This is a genomic window from Paenibacillus sp. J53TS2 (assembly GCF_018403305.1).
In the GTDB taxonomy this organism is placed as follows: domain Bacteria; phylum Bacillota; class Bacilli; order Paenibacillales; family Paenibacillaceae; genus Fontibacillus; species Fontibacillus rhizolycopersici.
Window position 1 is genome coordinate 24,088 of record NZ_BOSK01000004.1, and the last position, 19,045, is coordinate 43,132.

20 protein-coding genes are annotated in these 19,045 nt (G+C 52.5%); 18 read left to right on the plus strand and 2 right to left on the minus strand.

The annotated features are described in order from the left end of the window. The first annotated feature begins 156 nt into the window (after nt 1-156). The 10 genes from KJS42_RS10110 (at nt 157) to KJS42_RS10155 (ending at nt 10,538) form a co-directional block, all read left to right on the plus strand. Nucleotides 157-618 carry a Fur family transcriptional regulator gene (locus tag KJS42_RS10110; protein ID WP_213622778.1) on the plus strand — a complete coding sequence of 154 codons (462 nt, stop codon included), beginning with the start codon at nt 157-159 and terminating at the stop codon, nt 616-618. A 1-nt stretch (nt 619) separates the two neighbouring features. Further along, nucleotides 620-901: a membrane protein insertion efficiency factor YidD gene (gene yidD, locus KJS42_RS10115; RefSeq protein WP_155605483.1), complete on the plus strand. Its 282-nt coding sequence runs from the start codon at nt 620-622 to the stop codon at nt 899-901. Nucleotides 902-1,571: 670 nt separating this feature from the next. Beyond that, a complete protein-coding gene (gene metG, locus KJS42_RS10120; protein ID WP_213622779.1) occupies nt 1,572-3,596 on the plus strand; it encodes a methionine--tRNA ligase in 2,025 nt (674 codons plus the stop codon). A 185-nt stretch (nt 3,597-3,781) separates the two neighbouring features. Further along, nucleotides 3,782-4,768 (plus strand): metal ABC transporter substrate-binding protein, encoded by a 987-nt coding sequence (locus tag KJS42_RS10125; protein WP_213622780.1) that lies wholly within the window; start codon nt 3,782-3,784, stop codon nt 4,766-4,768. 36 nt (nt 4,769-4,804) lie between these two features. Next, nucleotides 4,805-5,566 (plus strand): metal ABC transporter ATP-binding protein, encoded by a 762-nt coding sequence (locus tag KJS42_RS10130; RefSeq protein WP_193415907.1) that lies wholly within the window; start codon nt 4,805-4,807, stop codon nt 5,564-5,566. A gap of 52 nt (nt 5,567-5,618) precedes the next feature. Further along, nucleotides 5,619-6,422, plus strand: coding sequence for a metal ABC transporter permease (locus KJS42_RS10135; protein ID WP_193415908.1), 804 nt, complete (start codon nt 5,619-5,621; stop codon nt 6,420-6,422). Nucleotides 6,423-6,448: 26 nt separating this feature from the next. Next, nucleotides 6,449-7,162 (plus strand): cytochrome c biogenesis CcdA family protein, encoded by a 714-nt coding sequence (locus KJS42_RS10140; protein ID WP_213622781.1) that lies wholly within the window; start codon nt 6,449-6,451, stop codon nt 7,160-7,162. A 132-nt stretch (nt 7,163-7,294) separates the two neighbouring features. Beyond that, nucleotides 7,295-7,720, plus strand: a complete 426-nt coding sequence (gene mntR, locus KJS42_RS10145; RefSeq protein WP_213622782.1) for a transcriptional regulator MntR — start codon at nt 7,295-7,297, stop codon at nt 7,718-7,720. A gap of 134 nt (nt 7,721-7,854) precedes the next feature. Beyond that, the gene (locus tag KJS42_RS10150) at nt 7,855-9,486 is read left to right on the plus strand and encodes a family 10 glycosylhydrolase (RefSeq protein WP_213622783.1); all 1,632 of its coding nucleotides are present in this window, start codon (nt 7,855-7,857) and stop codon (nt 9,484-9,486) included. Between the two features lie 77 nt (nt 9,487-9,563). Then, the gene (locus tag KJS42_RS10155; RefSeq protein WP_213622784.1) at nt 9,564-10,538 is read left to right on the plus strand and encodes a patatin-like phospholipase family protein; all 975 of its coding nucleotides are present in this window, start codon (nt 9,564-9,566) and stop codon (nt 10,536-10,538) included. Between the two features lie 47 nt (nt 10,539-10,585). Here KJS42_RS10155 and KJS42_RS10160 read toward each other — a convergent pair whose 3' ends face one another. Continuing rightward, nucleotides 10,586-10,909 carry a hypothetical protein gene (locus KJS42_RS10160; RefSeq protein ID WP_155605473.1) on the minus strand — a complete coding sequence of 108 codons (324 nt, stop codon included), beginning with the start codon at nt 10,907-10,909 and terminating at the stop codon, nt 10,586-10,588. 6 nt (nt 10,910-10,915) lie between these two features. Continuing rightward, nucleotides 10,916-11,914, minus strand: coding sequence for a DUF1385 domain-containing protein (locus KJS42_RS10165; protein ID WP_244868444.1), 999 nt, complete (start codon nt 11,912-11,914; stop codon nt 10,916-10,918). A 184-nt stretch (nt 11,915-12,098) separates the two neighbouring features. Between KJS42_RS10165 and KJS42_RS10170 the strand changes: the two genes are divergently transcribed. The 8 genes from KJS42_RS10170 to spoIIIAB all read left to right on the plus strand — a co-directional run bounded on the left by KJS42_RS10170 (nt 12,099) and on the right by spoIIIAB (nt 19,026). Beyond that, entirely contained in the window at nt 12,099-12,641 is a 543-nt protein-coding gene (locus tag KJS42_RS10170; protein WP_155605471.1) for a YqhR family membrane protein, read from the plus strand. A gap of 88 nt (nt 12,642-12,729) precedes the next feature. Next, entirely contained in the window at nt 12,730-13,170 is a 441-nt protein-coding gene (gene aroQ / locus KJS42_RS10175; protein ID WP_213622785.1) for a type II 3-dehydroquinate dehydratase, read from the plus strand. A 590-nt stretch (nt 13,171-13,760) separates the two neighbouring features. Beyond that, nucleotides 13,761-14,834 (plus strand): M24 family metallopeptidase, encoded by a 1,074-nt coding sequence (locus KJS42_RS10180; protein WP_213622786.1) that lies wholly within the window; start codon nt 13,761-13,763, stop codon nt 14,832-14,834. Nucleotides 14,835-14,992: 158 nt separating this feature from the next. Next, complete coding sequence (efp, locus tag KJS42_RS10185) at nt 14,993-15,550, plus strand: elongation factor P (protein ID WP_193415917.1); 558 nt, start codon at nt 14,993-14,995, stop codon at nt 15,548-15,550. A 213-nt stretch (nt 15,551-15,763) separates the two neighbouring features. Next, the gene (locus tag KJS42_RS10190) at nt 15,764-17,017 is read left to right on the plus strand and encodes an aspartate kinase (protein WP_213622787.1); all 1,254 of its coding nucleotides are present in this window, start codon (nt 15,764-15,766) and stop codon (nt 17,015-17,017) included. Nucleotides 17,018-17,144: 127 nt separating this feature from the next. After that, a complete protein-coding gene (locus KJS42_RS10195) occupies nt 17,145-17,411 on the plus strand; it encodes a YqhV family protein (protein ID WP_193415919.1) in 267 nt (88 codons plus the stop codon). Nucleotides 17,412-17,516: 105 nt separating this feature from the next. Next, complete coding sequence (gene spoIIIAA, locus KJS42_RS10200) at nt 17,517-18,515, plus strand: stage III sporulation protein AA (RefSeq protein ID WP_213622788.1); 999 nt, start codon at nt 17,517-17,519, stop codon at nt 18,513-18,515. Next, nucleotides 18,508-19,026 (plus strand): stage III sporulation protein SpoIIIAB, encoded by a 519-nt coding sequence (gene spoIIIAB / locus KJS42_RS10205; protein WP_213622789.1) that lies wholly within the window; start codon nt 18,508-18,510, stop codon nt 19,024-19,026. The genes spoIIIAA and spoIIIAB overlap by 8 nt, the downstream gene beginning before the upstream one ends. Nucleotides 19,027-19,045 lie beyond the last annotated feature (19 nt).

Below are 19,045 nucleotides of genomic sequence, written 5' to 3' on the forward strand. Positions count from 1 at the left end.
AAAGGCACGGCGCCCCAGCGTCGTGCCTTTTTTTGGTTAAGGCTAGAAGCGGATAAGCTGCACGCAATGCATATCCGATCTCATTGACGGAGCATTTGATTTGGGGCATTATTAGAGAAGACGCATGGATTAAGGGGTAGATTGGAGGAATGTCACATGCTGTCGACCGAAGAAATTATTAAAGTGATGTCCAGCCGGGGGCTGCGGATTACCGACCAACGCAAAAGCTTGGCCAAGCTGTTCGCCGAGCGGGACGGTTATTTGACCCCAAAGGATGTCTATGAATATATGGGCAAGGAGTACAGCGGTCTCAGCTTCGATACCGTATACCGCAATCTCCGGGTCATGGAGGAGCTAGGCGTGCTGGAACAGGTCGTATTTGAAGACGGCCTCAAGTTCAGAGCCAGCTGCAGCAGCGAGGGGCATCATCACCATCATATGATCTGCCTCCAGTGCGAGAAGACGTATCCGATCCATTTCTGCCCGATGCCGCTGACGGACGCGCCGGAGCAGTTCCAGGTCGTGAAGCATAAATTCGAGGTTTTCGGGTATTGCAAAAACTGTCGGCCGGACGGCAATTCTCAGGATGCCGCGCCGGAGCCCAACGAGGTGTCCTGAGATGGGCGTGGTCCGCAAAACGTTTCAGGCCCCGATCCATGTCTACCGCAAGTTTATTTCGCCGCTGAAACCGCCAACCTGTCGTTTTTATCCGACCTGCTCGGCGTATGCTTTGGAGGCGATCGAGGTGCATGGCCCGCTGAAAGGCTCCTGGCTGGCGGCGAAACGGATCGTCAAATGTCAGCCGTTCCATCCGGGCGGATATGACCCGGTTCCCCCTAAGGCGGAGAAGAAGCCCGGGGGCGAGCAAGGCACGCCGCCGCTGAATGGCGGACAAGCCTGATCGTTTCGGGGAAGAGACCGGCTCCGAGGCGGCTTGACACGGTTTGGAAATTTTTTTAATATAAAACGTAAGTTCAAATTAAAATGTAAGTTCAAAAAAATCAAGATTCGACGCCGAGTTTTCTTCTTGAACTGCTTCGTGATCGAAAGCTGATTTTTTGAACAACTTCAATTGTGTCCAGTGAACGGATGAGTACAGGGATAAGATCCAGCTACAGAGAGCCGGGGAAGCTGCAAACCGGTCTGGAACATCTTTGGAATATGGTCCGGGAGGAACCGTTTTCGAGCCAAGTGGGATGCGTTCAGCGCAGCGCACGGGTAAGGGAATGGCGTATGGTCCGGCGTTAACGGACGGTCGGTTTCGACCAATGGAGCCCGTTGCCTGCGAAGGTACGGGGAATTTGGGTGGTAACGCGTGAGAACTCTCTCGCCCCATGATGGGGCGGGAGTTTTTTGTTTTAATTGGAATGAAATGAAAGTTCAAAAAGTCAGGTTTCCAGCACCGAGAAGGTTGGATGAAGCTAGGGACTGAGTAGCGGAGCGTAGCTGGAAGCTACGAGAGCAACGGAAGGCCCGGTTGAATTCAAGATTCGACGTCGATTTCGCTTCATGAATGGCTTCGTGATGGAAAGATGACTTTTAGAACAACCTCTAAAGGAGATGACGGTACAATGTCCACCAACAAACCAACATTCTACATTACGACACCGATCTATTATCCCAGCGATAAGTTGCACATCGGCCATGCCTACACGACGGTAGCCGGGGACGCCATGGCGCGGTATAAACGGTTGCGCGGCTTTGATGTCCGCTATTTAACGGGGACCGATGAGCACGGGCAGAAGATCGAGCAGAAAGCGAAGGAAAAGGGCCAAACCCCGCAGCAGTTCGTGGATGGGATCGTGGCGGGGATCAAGCAGCTTTGGGATAAAATGGACATTTCTTACGACGACTTTATCCGTACGACGGAACCCCGGCATAAGGTGGTCGTGGAGGAAATTTTTGACCGCTTACTGAAGCAAGGGGATATTTACAAAGGGGAATACGAAGGCTGGTACAGCATTCCCGATGAGACCTATTATACGGAATCGCAGCTGGTTGACGTCGTTCGTAACGACCAAGGCAAAGTGATCGGCGGGAAAAGCCCGGAAAGCGGCCACGCCGTGGAGTTGTTGAAGGAAGAGTGTTACTTCTTACGGATGAGCAATTATGTCGACCGATTGCTGAAGTATTATGAGGAAAATCCGGATTTCATTCAGCCGGAGTCACGAAAGAACGAGATGATCAACAACTTCATCAAGCCGGGATTGGAAGATTTGGCCGTGTCGCGGACAACATTCGACTGGGGCGTGAAGGTCAAAGGCGATCCGAAACATGTTGTGTACGTGTGGATCGATGCTTTGTCCAACTACATCACAGCACTGGGTTACGGCTCGGACCATCCGGAGCTGTATGAGCGGTTTTGGCCGGCAGATGTACACCTCGTTGGCAAGGAGATCGTCCGATTCCATACGATTTATTGGCCGATCATGCTGATGGCGCTTGGGCTGCCATTGCCGAAGAAGGTGTTTGGTCATGGCTGGCTGCTGATGAAGGGCGGTAAAATGTCCAAATCGAAGGGCAACGTCATGGACCCGAATGTACTGATCGACTGCTATGGGCTTGACGCGACCCGTTACTATTTGCTGCGTGAGGTGCCATTCGGCTCGGACGGTTCGTTTACGCCAGAAAGCTTTGTGCAGCGGGTCAATTCCGATCTCGCCAATGACCTTGGTAACCTGTTGAACCGGACGGTGGCGATGGTAGAGAAGTATTTTGGCGGTGAAGTACCGGCTTATCAGCCTAATGCGACGGCGTTTGACGCCGAGTTGGAACAAGTGGCGGTGGATACGGTTCGCAAGGTGGAAGAGGTGATGGAGAAAATGGAATTCTCCGTGGCGCTGACCTATATCGGGGCGTTTATCAGCCGCACGAACAAATACATCGACGAGACGCAGCCATGGGTGCTGGCTAAAGACGAAGCGAAGCAAGGCGAACTTGCTTCGGTGATGGCGCATCTGGCCGAGTCGCTGCGGATCGCTTCGATTCTGCTGCAGCCGTTCCTGACGCAAGCGCCGAAGAAGATCTGGGCGCAGCTCGGGATCGCTCCCGGGGAGCTCACGACCTGGGAGAGCGCCAAGACGTTCGGCCGACTCCCGGCTGGAACGAAGCTTGTCAAAGGCGAGCCGATCTTCCCGCGGCTTGACGCGGAGCAGGAAATCGAGTTCATTTCGAACTCGATGAGTGGGGGAACGCTGGCGGCGGAGGCCGCAGCTCCGGCAGACGCTGCGGCGTCGACTCCAGCTCCGGCGGTGGAACAGCCAGAGCCGAAGGAGGAAATCGGCATCGACGATTTCGCCAAGGTGGAGCTGCGCGTAGCGCAGGTACTGGCTTGCGAGCCGGTACCGAAGGCCGACAAGCTGCTGAAGCTGCAGTTGGACTTGGGCTACGAACAACGTCAGGTCGTGTCCGGCATTGCTAAGTTTTACAAGCCGGAAGAACTCGTTGGACGCAAAGTGATTTGCGTGACCAACCTGAAGCCGGTGAAGCTGCGCGGCGAGTTGTCGCAGGGGATGATTCTGGCCGCTTCGCAAGGCGACCAACTGACGTTGGCGACGGTGCCGGATTCGATGCCGAACGGCGCTATTGTCAAGTAAGCAAGGTTTGCAGACGTGATCAACGCGTCAAAATATCGGTGTCATGCGACCGCCAGGGGAACTCCCTCTGGCGGTTTTGTTTGTGGCGTCTTCATTAAAGGAAGAATAATAGAGGTTGACAATCGTAGGAGAATGGCCCTATAATCCTTGTTGGTAATCATTACGATTAAGAGAGGGAGTTATTTATGCTTATACATAGATCCAAGCGGGCGCTGATCCTCGCGGTGGCGCTGCTTACCATCACGCTGGCTTTGTCGGGCTGCGGAAAGAGTTCGGACAGCGGAACCATCGTGGAGGGGAAGGTTAACGTCATCACTAGCTTTTATCCCATTTACGAATTTGCCAAAGCGATCGGGGGAGAAGAAGCCAACGTTATCAACCTGCTGCCCACGGGGGTCGAGCCGCATGATTGGACGCCGCGCAGCCAGGATATTTTGAATGCGTCCAAAGCGCAATTGTTCTTGTATAACGGAGCAGGGCTGGAGGGCTGGGTCCCGAACTTCCTGAAAGGCTTGGGCGGTGACAACTTGGTGCAAACCGTGGAGGTCAGCCAAGGCATTGATTTGATCGAAGCGGATGGGGACGATGGTCATGGACATGGCGAGGAATCGGAGTCGAACTCAGGGCATGAGGGAGAGGAAGCCGACCATCACGTCGATCCGCATACTTGGGTTAGCCCCAAATCCGCAATCGTGATGGCGGAGAATATCAAGAACAGCTACATTGAGGTAGATCCGGCTCATGAGGCAACCTATGAAGCCCGCTATCAGGTGTTGATTGGACAATTGCAGGCGCTGGATGCCAAGTTTACCGAGCAATTATCCGCGCTGCCAAACAAGGAGATTGTCGTTTCCCACCAGGCCTTCGGCTATTTGTGCAGGGATTACGGCTTAACCCAACATGCGATCATGGGGCTCTCGCCCGAAGCCGAGCCGCGGGCTCAGGACCTGGTAGCTCTGTCGAAGATGGTGAAGGAAGAGGGCATCCGCTATATTTTCTTCGAGGAGCTTGTATCGGATAAGTTAGCCAAAACGCTGGCTTCCGAAGCTGGCGTGGAGACCTTGGTCTTGAATCCGGTGGAAGGGTTGACGAAAAACCAAGCACAAGCGGGGGACAATTATTTTACATTGATGGAGAAAAATTTGCAAAATCTGATCCAAGCTCTACAATAAGAAGAAAACTACATGTACCGGAAGGACGCTATATAAATGATATCCGACGCAAATACGGCACAGGAAGCCGTTTGTCATGATAGTGTAATCGAGCTCGACCACGTCTCCTTTGCTTACCAAGAGCAAAAGGTCATCAACGATTTCAGCTTTCGAGTTCGTGAGCGGGATTTTGTTGGCGTGATCGGTTCCAACGGCGCGGGGAAAACGACGCTGCTGCGAATGATGGTAGGCTTGCTGCAGCCGACGGAAGGGCAAATCCGCTTGTTTGGCGAACCAATTCGGCGCTTCCGCGATTGGGAGCGAATCGGTTATGTGCCGCAGAAGAACGCCTTTAACCCGCTATTTCCGGCGACGGTCCGCGAAGTCGTGATGTCCGGCCTATACAACAATAAGAAGCTGTTTCGCCGAATCGGCCGCGAGGAGCAACGTAAATGCGATGATGCGCTGGAAGTAATGCGAATCGGCGAGATCCAGGATAAACGGATCGGTCAGCTTTCGGGCGGCCAACAGCAACGTGTATTTTTGGCGCGGGCGCTCGTCAACAAACCGGATCTGCTCGTTTTAGACGAACCTACAGTCGGTATCGACGCACAGACGCAAGCCGACTTTTTTGAATTAATCTTTCATATGCACGCCCATCATCATATGACGTTTCTGATGGTCTCCCATGATATCAGCATGATCGAAGGTCAGCTGGGCCATGAACCCCGTGAGCATTGCGGGGCGATTAAATTTTACGTGCGTCATTCGCACGAGCAAGACTGCGCGATCCCGGACCTACAGCATTCGTTGGTTTAGCCTACGCTTTCGAGGCCGTTTTGCTTCGAAAAACTTTTAGGAGTTGTTGATTTTGGAAATATTATCCGCTGATTTTTTTCAAAGAGCGCTGGCTGGAGGTCTGCTTATTGGGCTGACGGCACCGCTGATCGGGATCTTTCTGGTATTGCGCCGCCTATCGATGATCGGGGATACATTGGCCCATGTGACGATTGCCGGGGTGGCCTTAGGTTTCTTAGTTGGTGTATACCCCGTAGGGGTTGGTTTAGCTTTTGCGGTGATCGCCTCCTTTGCGATCGAGAAGCTGCGCAAAGCTTATAAAGGCTACGCCGAGCTGTCGATAGCCATCATCATGTCCGGGGGCGTTGCGCTAGCTTCCCTGTTCTTCACACTAGGGATGGGTTACAATACAGATGTGGTCAGTTATCTGTTCGGCAGTATCTATACGCTGGATACGACGGACTTGTACGTGGCATTTGGCGTCACCTTGGTAGTGGTCATTGTCGTCGCGGCGTTTTTTAAGGAGTTCTTCTTGCTCACCTTTGAGGAGGATGCCGCTTCGGTGAGCGGCCTTCCGGTAAAGCTGCTGAATTTGCTGCTGACGGTCATGACGGCGTTGGTAATCAGCACCGCGATTAAGATCGTTGGCGCTTTATTAGTCTCGGCCTTGTTGACGATTCCAGCCGCTTGCAGTCTGTTGATCGCCCGAAGCTTTAAGACGTCCGTTCTATTCTCCGTCATCATAGCCGAAATTGCGGTCGTGGCGGGATTGATTGTGGCGGGCATCTGGAATCTGGCACCGGGTGCCACGATCGTGCTGCTGCTGATCTGTATGTTGATACTTACTTTGCTGGGCAAACGGGGATTTTCCGCCTAGCCCGCAAGGGTACATAGGGGGTTCATATGGCCGACATCCATCTCGGGATTGCTTTTGGCGCGGGAGTAGCTTCCTTTATTTCGCCTTGCTGCTTACCCTTATATCCGTCTTATTTGTCCTATATCACCGGGATGTCCGTGCAGCAGTTGAAGACGGAGCAAAGCAAGCGAGACGTCCGGTTCCGGACGATGACGCATACGCTGGCGTTTATCCTCGGTTTCTCCGTCGTCTTTTACACATTAGGGTTCGGCGCCGGTTTGTTTGGAGAATTCTTTAATCAATACCGCGGGTTGATCCGGCAATTATCCGCTATTCTGATCATTTGCATGGGTTTGTTTCTTATGGGGATCTTCCAACCGCGGTTTTTGCTGAAGGAACGAAAAATGGACCTGAAGTTCAAACCTGCCGGTTATGTTGGATCATTTATTTTCGGGATCGGTTTTTCAGCGGGTTGGTCGCCTTGCGTTGGACCGATCCTGGCGGCGATTATCGCGTTGGCTGTGACGGAGCCGGGAACCTGGATAGGACTCATTACCGCGTATACGCTAGGATTTGCCTTACCATTTTTTGCGCTGGCCTTCTTTATCGGTTCGACGAAATGGATCCTCCGTTATTCCGCGATCATGATGAAAATCGGGGGCGCTTTGATGCTGCTGATGGGGGTGCTGCTCTTCACGAACCGCATGGCCCAAATCACCATTTGGCTGCAGCAAATCACGCCCGAATGGTTGAAGTTCTAGGGTTGGATATAGGAAAGTGTGCCGATGCGCACTTGCCAACGGACAATCAGAACATGTATCATTAACAGAGTAATGTTAACCTGCGTGTACATGTTTGTCCGCGTCAACTCATGGAAAAGAGGGAATCGATAGATGCCAACGCCCAGTATGGAGGACTATTTGGAGCGTATTTACAAACTGATCGACGAGAAGGGATACGCGCGCGTGTCCGATATCGCGGAAGGTTTGGAGGTTCATCCTTCCTCCGTCACGAAGATGATTCAAAAATTGGACAAGGATGAATATTTGATTTACGAGAAGTACCGGGGCCTTGTCTTGACCAACAAAGGAAAAAAAATCGGCAAACGGCTCGTGGACCGACATCAACTGCTCGAAGAGTTCCTTGGCATGATTGGCGTTGAACACGAGAACATTTATAAAGACGTCGAAGGCATTGAGCATCATTTAAGCTGGGATTCCATCACACGTATTGCAACGCTAGTGGAGTATTTCAAGCGCGACAATTCCCGAATTCAAGATCTGGAGAACGTCCATCAGGAACTGGTTAACGAATCATAGAAGAAGCATCTGTCTTTGGGCTAAGGGCAGATGCTTTTTCTTTTTGTCCTCAGAACCGCAACTCTTGACCTCTACTAGACGTTAAAGAAAGTAGCGCGGTTTGTCCGTACATAAAGATGATGTGGAGGATTCTGATGAAATTTCGTAAATGGTTTATTCCTTTTCTTGTGTTGCTCTTCTTATGGCCTTATTCCGGAAATACGCCGGCAACTGCCGCATCCGACATTCGGATTATTCTCGATGGTGTCGAGTTGTCCTCCGATACTTCGCCATACATTAAGCCCGGAGCGAACGTCACCATGGTCCCCCTTCGGGTGATTAGCGAAAACCTGGGCGCCCAGGTGTCCTGGTCCCAAATCGATAAAAAAGCGACGATTCAAAAAGACGGCAGCACGATTGTGCTTACAGTGGGGGATTCCACGGTTCAAGTGGACAGTAGCGCTATTCGCCTTGAAGCGTCCGTAGAGATCAGTTCCGGACGAACGATGGTCCCGCTTCGCTTTGTCAGTGAGCAGCTTGGAATTGCTGTTGATTGGAATGGACAAACTCGCACGATTTCGCTGACGAGTGGATCTGCGGAAGAGCCATCGGTTCCCGGCACAGGCGGGGGAGTTCCGCAAGGCGAGATTCCTCTGCCTCCGGCTGCGGGTGATACTGCTGATGGGCTGCGAGGTGTTTGGGTATCCACCGTTTCAAACCTGGACTGGCCAAGCAAAAGCTCATACGGTAAGGTGGAAGCTCAGAAAGCCGAATACGTTCAACTGCTAGACGAAGTGCAGGCCATGGGCATGAACGCGGTATTCGTTCAAGTGCGCCCGTCGGCGGACGCGATCTACCCGTCCTCGTTGGTGCCATGGACCTCCTATTTAACAGGAACAGCCGGAAAGGATCCGGGATATGATCCATTGCAGTTCCTGATTGAGGAGACGCACCGTCGCGGCATGGGATTCCATGCTTGGTTTAATCCGTTCCGTGCCAGCACGGGCGGCGACGCCAGCAAGCTTCCGGCCAATCATGTGGCGAACCTGCATCCGGAATGGATCGTTAAGTTCGACGGCAAGTTGTACATTAATCCGGGGATTCCGGAAGCCCGTGATCACGTCATTCGCGCGATCATGGAAGTCGTGAACGGATACGATATCGACGGCGTTCATTTGGACGATTATTTCTATCCAACCGGGGAAACGACCTCAAAGATATTTGCGGATGATGCTGCGTTTAAAGCCTATAACGTTAAGAAGATCGCAAATAAGGGCGACTGGCGCCGGGACAATATCAATCAGTTTGTGCAGAAGCTGGGACAAAGCGTTGCCCAAGCCAAACCAAGCGTGTCTTACGGTATCAGCCCGTACGGAGTCTGGCGGAATAAGTCCACCGATTTGACCGGCTCCGATACGAGAGCAAGTGTTACGGCTTACGACAGCACGTATGCCGATGTTCGTACCTGGATCAAAAACGAATGGATCGATTATGTAGCTCCGCAGATCTATTGGAGTATGACGCGCAAAGAGGTTCGGTATGACCTGCTGGCGGACTGGTGGGCCAGCGAGGTTAGAGGTACAAACGTGAAGCTCTATATCGGCCACGCGCCATATAAGCTGGGGACACCGGAGATTGGATGGTCCAGCGCGCAGGAAATCATCGACCAATTGAATTACAACCGCCAAGTTCCCGAAATCAGCGGCAGCATCTTCTTTAGCGCCAAGGATCTGCGGAAGAACCCGCTGGGCTTGATTCCGCTGCTGCAGTCTTATTATGGGATGTAGTCAGCTATAGGCATACGTACAGCCCCTCCCAACATACATAAGCAATAGACTGATGTAGGTTGGGGGGAAGGCACCTGATGCTAATGAACGGAGTGTTTGAAGGTGGCGGGGTCAAAGGGATTTCGTTGGCCGGTGCGGTCAGGGCGGCGGAGAAATACGGCGCGCGGTTTCATCGTGTGGCCGGAACTTCGTCCGGCTCGATTATCGCTTCCATGATTGCTGCAGGCTATACGGCGGACGAAATGAAAGAACTTATCTTGACCACGTCGTTTTCAAAATTTCTGAAGCGTGCGCCGATCTTTAATCTGGCGTTGATCGGTCCGGCCCTCCGTGTGCTCCTCAAGAAAGGATTATATGCCGGAGAGGCGCTGGAGGAGTGGGTGCGCCAGATCCTGCTGGCCAAAGGCATTCGCACATTTGGTGATCTCCCCCCGGGGAAGCTGACGATTATCGCCTCGGATATCACAAGCGGGAAAATCATGGTACTGCCGGACGACCTGCATAACATCGGTCTCAATCCGGCGACATTCGAAGTGGCCCGAGCGGTTCGCATGAGCTGTAGCATTCCCTATTTCTTTGATCCGGTGCTGTTGCGGCTGCCGCCGAAGCTTGCGAAAGGCAAACCGTTCGCCGAGCAGTTTCTACACATCGTTGACGGCGGACTGCTCAGCAATTTTCCATTATGGTTGTTTGATCGCGAAGAGCCACGGCACGGGGAGAGACGTATTCCGACCGTCGGCTTTCAAATGGTCGGCAAAAATACGAATAAGCCGCATGGCATTACCGGTCCGTTTACGATGCTGCAGGCGATCGTAGAGACGATGCTGTCCGCTCATGACGAGCGGTACATCGAGCAACCCAATCGTTATCGGACGATTAAGATTCCAACGCTTGGCATAGGCACGACACAATTCGATATCAGCGACGAGGAAAGCTTGCTGTTATTCGAATCGGGATTTCTGGCCGGAGACCGATTCTTCGGCAGTTGGAACATGCAGTTGTACGAGGATCAGTTCAAGAAGTATCAGCAAGCGTTCGCCGCGTTAAAATAAACCAAAAGGACGGTACCGCAATTTTAGCGGCACCGTCCTTTTACATTTTAATGATATTTAGGCAAATCGTCATCGCTCTTGCCTTTTTGCCCTTCAATAACTTGAAACGGATACGCTTTGCGTTTATCGCTTCGGGCAGGCTTGCGTTCCGCGGCCACTTTGGCCATTGTACGCGCCGAAGGTTTGATTTTCGGCTGTGCTTTCCGGTATTTCCGCGGCGGGAATTTGTACAGTAGAAAGACGATGCCGATGACGGCGACCGGAACGATAATGCTACTCCAAGGGATCCGATGGCTCACAAAGAGACTGTCGATAATGCCGACGCCGACCAAGAGGACGATGATCCAAAACATGATGCCTTGTTTTTTCATGTTACCTCATCCTTTCAAGGGATCCAAAGCCGAACCAACTGGCGTCTCGAGGACGCCGACTTGTTCCAATTGAGCATCTAACTCAAGCATCCGATTAAACGAAGCGATGGATACTTCGACTTGATCATCGGACGGTTCCTTTGTCGTTAAGAGTTGCAACCATAGACCCGGATACCCGAGGAAACGCAGAACCGGAATGTCCCGAACTGCATTGGTGAATCGCAGCATTTCGAACGAAAGACCAATGACGAGTGGGAGCAACAGCACGCGGATATATACGCGTTCCCAAAGCGAGTCCCAACTGAATATAGGCAAGGAATAAATGATAACACCAACAATGACTGTCAAAATAATAAAGCTGCTGCCGCAGCGGTAATGCAGACGGCTGTATTTTTGCACATTGGCCGGGGTTAAATCTTCCCCTGCTTCATACGCGGAGATGACTTTATGTTCTGCCCCGTGGTATTGGAATAACCGTTTAATGACGGGCGTCTGCGACATCAGCCACAGATAACCAAGCAACAGGACGATTTTGATCGCGCCTTCGATGAGGGAGTGCAGTGTTTGACTCGCAAAAGCGTGCTGGAACAAGTATTGTTCCAAGAGTGCCGGTACTAAAGTGAAAATCAGCTTGCCCACGATAAAGGACAAGACGCCGACCACGGCAACCCCAAGCAGCATCGTGAGGGAGAAGCCGGACTCCTCTTTTTCCTTTTGTTTGGCGCGTTCTTCCGGGTCCATTTCGTCATCGGCCATCGCCTCTGCCGAATAGTTGAGGTGCTTAGAACCTTTGGCACTGGAGTCGACAATGCTGACGATTCCGCGAATCAGCGGGATTTTGCGCAGCCGTTTGACCCAATCCTTGTCTTCTTTAGGGACCTCCAAAAAGCTGATTTCCCCGGTCTTCCGGCGAACGGCGGTTACGTTGACATATTTTCCACCGAACATGACGCCTTCTATAACGGCTTGGCCGCCGTAAATCGTCGGTGCAGATTGTTCAGGCAAAACTTTCACCTTCCTACAATATATGAGTTTTGTGTGGCGTAAGCGGCGTAACATCAAGATTTGTAATGATTCCATTGTAACGGACTTTGCGGGCAAATTCTAGTTTGTTTAGTCTTTTTGGAAATGTACATACTAACCTTCAAAAAAACGAATGTAAATATTTCTATGGAAGGGAAGGATGCGAATGAAAGCGAACAAGGAAAAATCACATGCGAGGGTTCAGCCATGGCGGCAGCAGCGGCGTAAAAACACCAACATTTGGATGTTTGCGTTGGAGATCGGATTGTTTGCCGGATTGATCTGGGGGGGTGTCAAAGGCTTATTTTTCTATATGAGCTTTACCTCGGTATTGCCCGGCTATCTGGTGGAGCCATTCTTCAAAAATTCGTTCCTGAACAGTCAGGCTGGATATTACATTGGATGGCTGTCGTTTATCGTGTTGTCCATTCTGGCGACGATCCTCTATGTGGTAGCGTTCCGTAAACTGAAAGGCCCGGGCCCGGGGATCTTATACGGCATCGCCTGGTGGGGAATTTTGTTCGGGGTGCTCGGCCCGTTGCTGGATCTGATTCCTCCGCTGCGCGATCTGTCACGGACCACAATCATCAGCGAGTTTTGCCTGTATTTACTGTGGGGGTTGTTTATCGGATATACCACGGCGGAGGAATATACGGACGAACGGTCGCGTGAACCGAACAAAGCCCGCGAGCAGCATGCGCTTCAATAAGCGAGCGTCCGAAAAGTTATAGCTTCTCAAGCGACTCCCTCCTATGTTAAAATTATTTTTGGTTATTTTTCGGAAAGGGGGAGCCGCCTTGTATCGCATCTTCGTCATGAACGGACCGAACTTAAACATGCTTGGCGTACGCGAGCCCGGCGTTTACGGATCCGAGACACTCGGTGATATCGAAGATAAGCTGAAGGAACTGGCTGTGCCAAACGGGCTGGAGCTTTCCTTCTTTCAGTCCAACCATGAGGGCGAGCTGATTGATCGAATTCACGCCGCCTACGGAAACACGGACGGAATTCTGCTGAATCCAGGTGCGTTGACGCATTACAGCTATGCGCTTCGGGACGCCCTGACTTCGGTGAAAATTCCTGTGGTCGAAGTTCATTTGTCTAATATCCATGCCCGCGAGGCGTTCCGTCATACCTCGGTCATTGCGCCGATCGCTGTCGGTCAAATCTCCGGATTTGGATCCTATGGCTATGAAATGGGACTGCTGGCGTTGAAACGGCATTTGGTGCGGGGATAACCGGAGGTTTCTAAACCAAGTGACCTTGAATTGACCTTGAATTGACCTTGGATTCGACCGGTTGGCTTGAGACGAATAACTGCAAAAGTGCAGGAATTTCGGGCGATATTGGAGCTTAAGTCGAAAAAGGATGCAAAAATGCAGGGATTTTGGGTTGAATGAGCGTTATAGTCACTTTTTGCGAAATAAAACTGTATTTTTGCAGGTATTCACGTGATGTTGCCCTTTTTCAAGAGAATAACTGTATTTTTGCAGGAATACCTTGGATTCATGTGGCAGATTCGACGCAGACCTCGCAACGCAGCCAATGCTTCGTGATCCAAAGATGGCATTTTGAACTACCGATTCAAATGAAGGTTCAAAAGGGCAGGTTTGGAGCACCGAGAAGGTTGGATGAAGTTAGGGAGTGAGTAGCGGAGCGTAGCTGCAAGCTACGTGAGCAACTGAAATGTTTCCGAAGGAAACATGCTTCGGAAGCATCGGCTTGGACCGGCTGAATTCAAGATTCGACGCCGACCTCGCATCCCAGCCAATGCTTCGTGATCCAAAGATGGCATTTTGAACTACCTTATAATAAGGGAGAGTTAGTTATGGCGAGTACACGTGTAACCCGGCTCCGCGAAGCGATGACATCGCAGCAGATCGAAGCCGTACTGATTACCGGAGAAGTGAACCGCCGCTATTTGACGGGATTTACGGGAAGTTCCGGCTATGTGCTGATTACGCATCAACAAGCCTGGCTGTTAACGGACTTCCGTTATTTGACACAGGCGGCCGAACAAGCGCCCGGGTTTGAAATTGTGGACCATGGTGCATCGGTCACTGGAACCATCCAAAGCCTGCTGCAACAAGAGAACATCGATCGGCTTGGATTTGAAGAAGAGCAAATGGTGTTTGCCACCTTCCGTTCTTACGAGCGCGAACTGCAGCCGGTGACGCTTGTTCCGCTGAGCGGTATGGTAGAAGAGCTGCGCATCTTCAAGGACGCTGAGGAATTGGCGATCATGAAAGAAGCAGCCGAACTGGCTGACCGGACTTTCCTGCATATGTTGGACGTCCTGAAGCCGGGAATGAGCGAATGGGATGCCGCGCTGGAGCTGGAAACGTTCATGAAGAAGAACGGGGCGACGGGTCCTTCCTTCGATACGATTATGGCCTCCGGGGAACGTTCCGCTCTGCCCCATGGCAGAGCAAGCGAACGCATCATGCAAGCGAACGAGCTGGTAACCATGGATTTCGGCGCCTTGTATAAGGGGTATTGCTCTGATATTACACGGACGGTTGCTTTGGGAACACCAACCGCCAAGCTGCGCGAAATATACGATATCGTCTTGGAAGCCCAACTGCATACGTTGGAATTCCTGCGTCCGGGGATGACTGGGCGGGAAGCCGATGCCTTGGCGCGTGACGTCATTACCCGTTACGGCTACGGCGATCAGTTCGGTCATAGCACCGGGCATGGCCTCGGGATGGAAGTGCATGAGGCCCCTCGCGTATCCAAAGCGAGCGACACGGTCTTGAAGCCGGGGATGGTCGTCACCGTGGAACCGGGGATCTACTTGCCGGGGATCGGTGGCGTTCGCATCGAGGACGATGTCGTGATCACGGAGACCGGAATCCGCCGGTTGACAGAGTCGACGAAGGATTTCATCGCGCTCGGCTAAAATAAGGGTGACGACGGTTTGATGTAGCCGGCACCCGGCTGTACGTGGTTTCGCAGGGACTCCAAGGTTGGGGGAAACAGCAGCTTACGTTGGCCGCTTGAATTTTGGGTATTTTTCAATTTTAATAGAGATGTTAACCCACTTGAGGAGGTACTTTTGTGATTTCAGTAAACGATTTTAAAACAGGCTTGACCGTCGAGGTGGACGGCGACATTTATACGGTGTTGGAGTTCCAACACGTAAAACCGGGGAAAGGCGCGGCGTTCGTCCGCTCCAAGCTGAAAAACCTGCGTAACGGCAACACGGTGGAAAAAACATTCCGCGCCGGTGAAACGATTGGCCGGGCGATGATTGAAAACCGCGACGTGCAATACTTGTATGCCAGCGGCCAAGAGCATACGTTCATGGATAACGAAACTTATGATCAGTTCTCGTTGACTTCGGATCAACTGGAGTGGGAGCTGAACTTCCTGAGAGAAAACATGAACGTCAAGATCGTCAGCTACCAAGGCGAAATTCTCGGGATCAACCTGCCGAACAGCGTCGAGCTGAAGGTAATTGAAACCGAACCGGGGATCAAAGGGAACACGGCTACCGGCGCAACCAAAAACGCGAAAGTCGAAACCGGCTTGAACGTTCAAGTTCCGCTCTTCATTAACGAAGATGATGTGCTCCTCATCGATACACGCGAAGGCAAATACATCTCGCGGGCATAGAATTCCCTGCGGTTGTTTGGTACAAGGCTCCGCTTCAGGCGGGGTCTTGTCCATCAAGCGGTATCCTCCACCTGACCTGGGTGGAGGAATTTTTGTTAATATCCGCAAAACCATTGACGAACTTCGGGGCTTTCGTATTATACTGGTTTAAAGCGTTACTGGATTTAATGGGCTGAATGCTCCAATTCGGAGCACCATTAGGGAGGGTCTAACTTGGCTTTATACGTGATGAAATTTGGAGGTAGCTCTGTAGGCGATACGGAGCGTATGCAGCGCGTCGCCCGGCGCGTTGTGGAAAAACAGCAAGAAGGGCATCAGGTCATGGTAGTGGTCTCTGCGATGGGCGATACAACGGACGATTTGATTGATCAGGCGAAGCTGTTGAATCCGAATCCGCCTCTGCGGGAAATGGATATGCTGATGACAACCGGCGAACAAATCTCCATCGCGCTTCTGGCGATGGCCATCGACGCGCTTGGTGCTAAAGCCGTTTCTTATACGGGCTGGCAGGCTGGTTTCCGCACGGAAGCAGAGCATGGTAGAGCCCGAATCACCGATATTAAGCCGGATCGAGTGCTGAAATCGCTGGAAGCAGGGAATATCGTCATCGTCGCCGGCTTCCAAGGGATGACCGAGGGCGGGGAGATCACCACGTTTGGTCGCGGCGGTTCCGATACAACGGCGGTAGCTTTGGCGGCAGCGACAGGCGCAGATTATTGCGAGATCTATACGGACGTGGACGGCATTTATTCCACCGACCCGCGGATCGTGAAGAATGCCCGTAAACTGAATGAAATTTCTTACGACGAAATGCTTGAGCTCGCGAACTTAGGCGCTGCGGTCTTGCACCCCCGTGCGGTGGAATATGCGAAGCACAACAAGGTCCGGCTCGTGGTCCGCTCCAGCTTTAACTATCATGAAGGTACGGTTGTGAAGGAGGAAGTCAATATGGAACAAGGTGTGGTAGTCAGCGGAATCGCTTATGATAAGAATGTGGCCCGCATCAGCATTCTGGGCGTGTCGCATGTCCCTGGCGTGCTGGCGAAGGTGTTTGGCTCGCTGGCCAATGCGAAAATCGATGTGGACATCATCGTTCAAAGCGGTGTAACGGACGGTAAAGCAGACTTCTCCTTTACGGTGGCCTTGTCCGATTGCGATAAAGCGGTGAAAGTGCTGGAAAGCATCCGTGGCGACCTGCCGTATGAGAATGTCACGTCTGAAGAAGGACTCGTGAAGGTGTCGATCGTTGGCGCCGGCATGGTTAGCCATCCGGGCGTCGCAGCGCAAATGTTCGACGTGATCTCGAAGCAAGACGTAAATATCGTCATGGTCAGTACCTCGGAGATCAAGGTGTCCTGCGTCATCGACGGAAGCAAGCTGAACGAAGTCGTGACCGCGCTGCATACGGCCTACGGTTTAGATGCGGAGAGCACCGCTTTCGTTGGCGGGCCGCAAGATCGCCGGTAACCTACGGAACCCTGGAAAATATCAAAACGAAATCCCCTGGAGCTATGGCTTCGGGGGATTTTTTTTAATAAATAGAAATTGTCGGGCATATCGTTAAGAGAACGGATGGGACAAGAAGGAGGTACATATGCTTGATAAATTCGTGACAAGTATGGCGGCCTTACGCATCTTCTCGGGAACGGTCGAGATTCTGGCAGCGCTGCTTATGCTTAAGTTGGGAAGGGTAGACAAAGCGCTCGCCGTCAATTCGGCGCTAGCATTCGTTGGACCAACCATTCTGCTCATCACAACGTCCATCGGCCTTGCCGGCATCGCCGACAAACTTTCCTGGGGGAAGATGGTATGGATTGGCTGCGGCGTGGCGTGTCTCTTAATCGGTATTTTAAAGAAATGATAGAGTTCCCTAGCATAATGGCAAAGTACAAGCATACACATGTCATATAGCAAAAAACAAACCAATTAAGAGATGCATGAAAGTAAGAGTTTTGGGGGTACGTCTATGAACCCAAGTTGGTTAACCGTATTTCCCGACAATCTCCGGGCTTTGCTGCTCAAGCTTCCGCCTTCTATCTTTCCGGGTTTGGAAGAGATCCGCATTCGCGAGGGACGACCGCTAGAGATTAACGCAGGCGGCCGCTACTACTTTCTAACGCCCGACGGAGAGATGACGAGGAATCCGGACGCTGCGTACAAGCCGGGCAAGCAAGACGGCAATCGTCTGCTCGATCTGATCACTAACCATTCGCTCTACACGATGGAAGAAGAGCTTCGCAAAGGGTTTATTACGATCGCCGGCGGACATCGGATTGGACTGGCTGGCAGAACCCTGCTGAGCGGAGGAAGAGTCGAGCATCTGCGCGACATCAGTGGGTTTAACGTGCGGATTGCCCGAGAGATTCGAGGCATCGCCGATCCCATCCTGCCGAAGCTGCTGGATTTCAGGCACAAAACGGTGAATCACACTTTGATCCTGTCGCCGCCGCAGCAAGGGAAAACGACGCTGATCCGAGATTTGGCCCGCCAGATCAGCAGCGGAACCTGGGGACATCCTGAAGCGTCCTGGCCTGGATTGAAGGTCGGGGTGATCGACGAACGCTCGGAGATCGCCGGCAGCAAGCGGGGGGTACCCGGCTTTGACGTCGGTCCGCGTACCGATGTGATGGACGGTTGCCCGAAGGCTGAGGGGATTATGATGATGATCCGCTCCATGTCGCCAGACGTCCTTATCGTTGATGAGATCGGCCGACCGGAGGATGCCGAGGCTTTAGCCGAGGCGCTGCATGCCGGTGTGCGGGTGATCGCCACGGCGCATGGATCGAGCGTGGACGATTTGGCGGCCCGCCCTGCGTTGTCCAAGCTCACGGAGAGCTCCTTCTTCCAGATGTACGCGGTACTGGCGCGGACGGACAAGGGTCTGGCATTCAAGCTGTGGGACGGCAAACGCCGCGGCATTCCGGCGGCCGCACCCAGTTGGAAAGGCAGGGAAGAGAATGTTTAAAATGTTTGGCGCCGTACTTGTTCTGCTGACCGCCACCTTGGCAGGTTTCATGCAGGCCAGACAATTTGCCGCCCGGCCCAGCCAAATCCGGCGGCTCATCCTTGCTTTAAAACGGCTTGAAACGGAAATCATGTACGGCTTCACCCCGCTGCCGGACGCCCTTCGGAGAATCGGGGAGCAAAGCGGGGAGCCGATCCGTGCGATCTTCGTAAACGCGGCGGACAACATGAGTTCGGCCCACCCGTGGACCGCCCAAGAAAGTCTGGAGCAAGCCGTTACGAAGCTGTGGAAATATACCGCCATGAAGGCGCCTGAGCAAGAGGTCATCCGGCAGCTCAGCTTGACTCTCGGGACAAGCGACCGGAAAGACCAGTTGGGCCACCTGGCCACGGCGGTGCGGCAGCTGGAAAGCGAGGAATCGACGGCACGGGAAGAACAAGCCCGCTATGAGAAAATGTATCGAAGCTTGGGCCTTTTGTGCGGAGCGTTCATCGTCATTTTGTTCTACTGAATACCATTTCCCTCCACGG

What these genes read in the sequence shown, in the direction of transcription:
- KJS42_RS10110 (WP_213622778.1), top strand. Translation starts at nt 157, where the DNA reads ATGCTGTCGACCGAAGAAATTATTAAAGTGATGTCCAGCCGGGGGCTG.
- yidD (WP_155605483.1), top strand. Translation starts at nt 620, where the DNA reads ATGGGCGTGGTCCGCAAAACGTTTCAGGCCCCGATCCATGTCTACCGC.
- metG (WP_213622779.1), top strand. Translation starts at nt 1,572, where the DNA reads ATGTCCACCAACAAACCAACATTCTACATTACGACACCGATCTATTAT.
- KJS42_RS10125 (WP_213622780.1), top strand. Translation starts at nt 3,782, where the DNA reads ATGCTTATACATAGATCCAAGCGGGCGCTGATCCTCGCGGTGGCGCTG.
- KJS42_RS10130 (WP_193415907.1), top strand. Translation starts at nt 4,805, where the DNA reads ATGATATCCGACGCAAATACGGCACAGGAAGCCGTTTGTCATGATAGT.
- KJS42_RS10140 (WP_213622781.1), top strand. Translation starts at nt 6,449, where the DNA reads ATGGCCGACATCCATCTCGGGATTGCTTTTGGCGCGGGAGTAGCTTCC.
- mntR (WP_213622782.1), top strand. Translation starts at nt 7,295, where the DNA reads ATGCCAACGCCCAGTATGGAGGACTATTTGGAGCGTATTTACAAACTG.
- KJS42_RS10150 (WP_213622783.1), top strand. Translation starts at nt 7,855, where the DNA reads ATGAAATTTCGTAAATGGTTTATTCCTTTTCTTGTGTTGCTCTTCTTA.
- KJS42_RS10155 (WP_213622784.1), top strand. Translation starts at nt 9,564, where the DNA reads ATGCTAATGAACGGAGTGTTTGAAGGTGGCGGGGTCAAAGGGATTTCG.
- KJS42_RS10160 (WP_155605473.1), bottom strand. Translation starts at nt 10,909, where the DNA reads ATGAAAAAACAAGGCATCATGTTTTGGATCATCGTCCTCTTGGTCGGC.
- KJS42_RS10170 (WP_155605471.1), top strand. Translation starts at nt 12,099, where the DNA reads ATGAAAGCGAACAAGGAAAAATCACATGCGAGGGTTCAGCCATGGCGG.
- KJS42_RS10180 (WP_213622786.1), top strand. Translation starts at nt 13,761, where the DNA reads ATGGCGAGTACACGTGTAACCCGGCTCCGCGAAGCGATGACATCGCAG.
- KJS42_RS10195 (WP_193415919.1), top strand. Translation starts at nt 17,145, where the DNA reads ATGCTTGATAAATTCGTGACAAGTATGGCGGCCTTACGCATCTTCTCG.
- spoIIIAA (WP_213622788.1), top strand. Translation starts at nt 17,517, where the DNA reads ATGAACCCAAGTTGGTTAACCGTATTTCCCGACAATCTCCGGGCTTTG.
- spoIIIAB (WP_213622789.1), top strand. Translation starts at nt 18,508, where the DNA reads ATGTTTAAAATGTTTGGCGCCGTACTTGTTCTGCTGACCGCCACCTTG.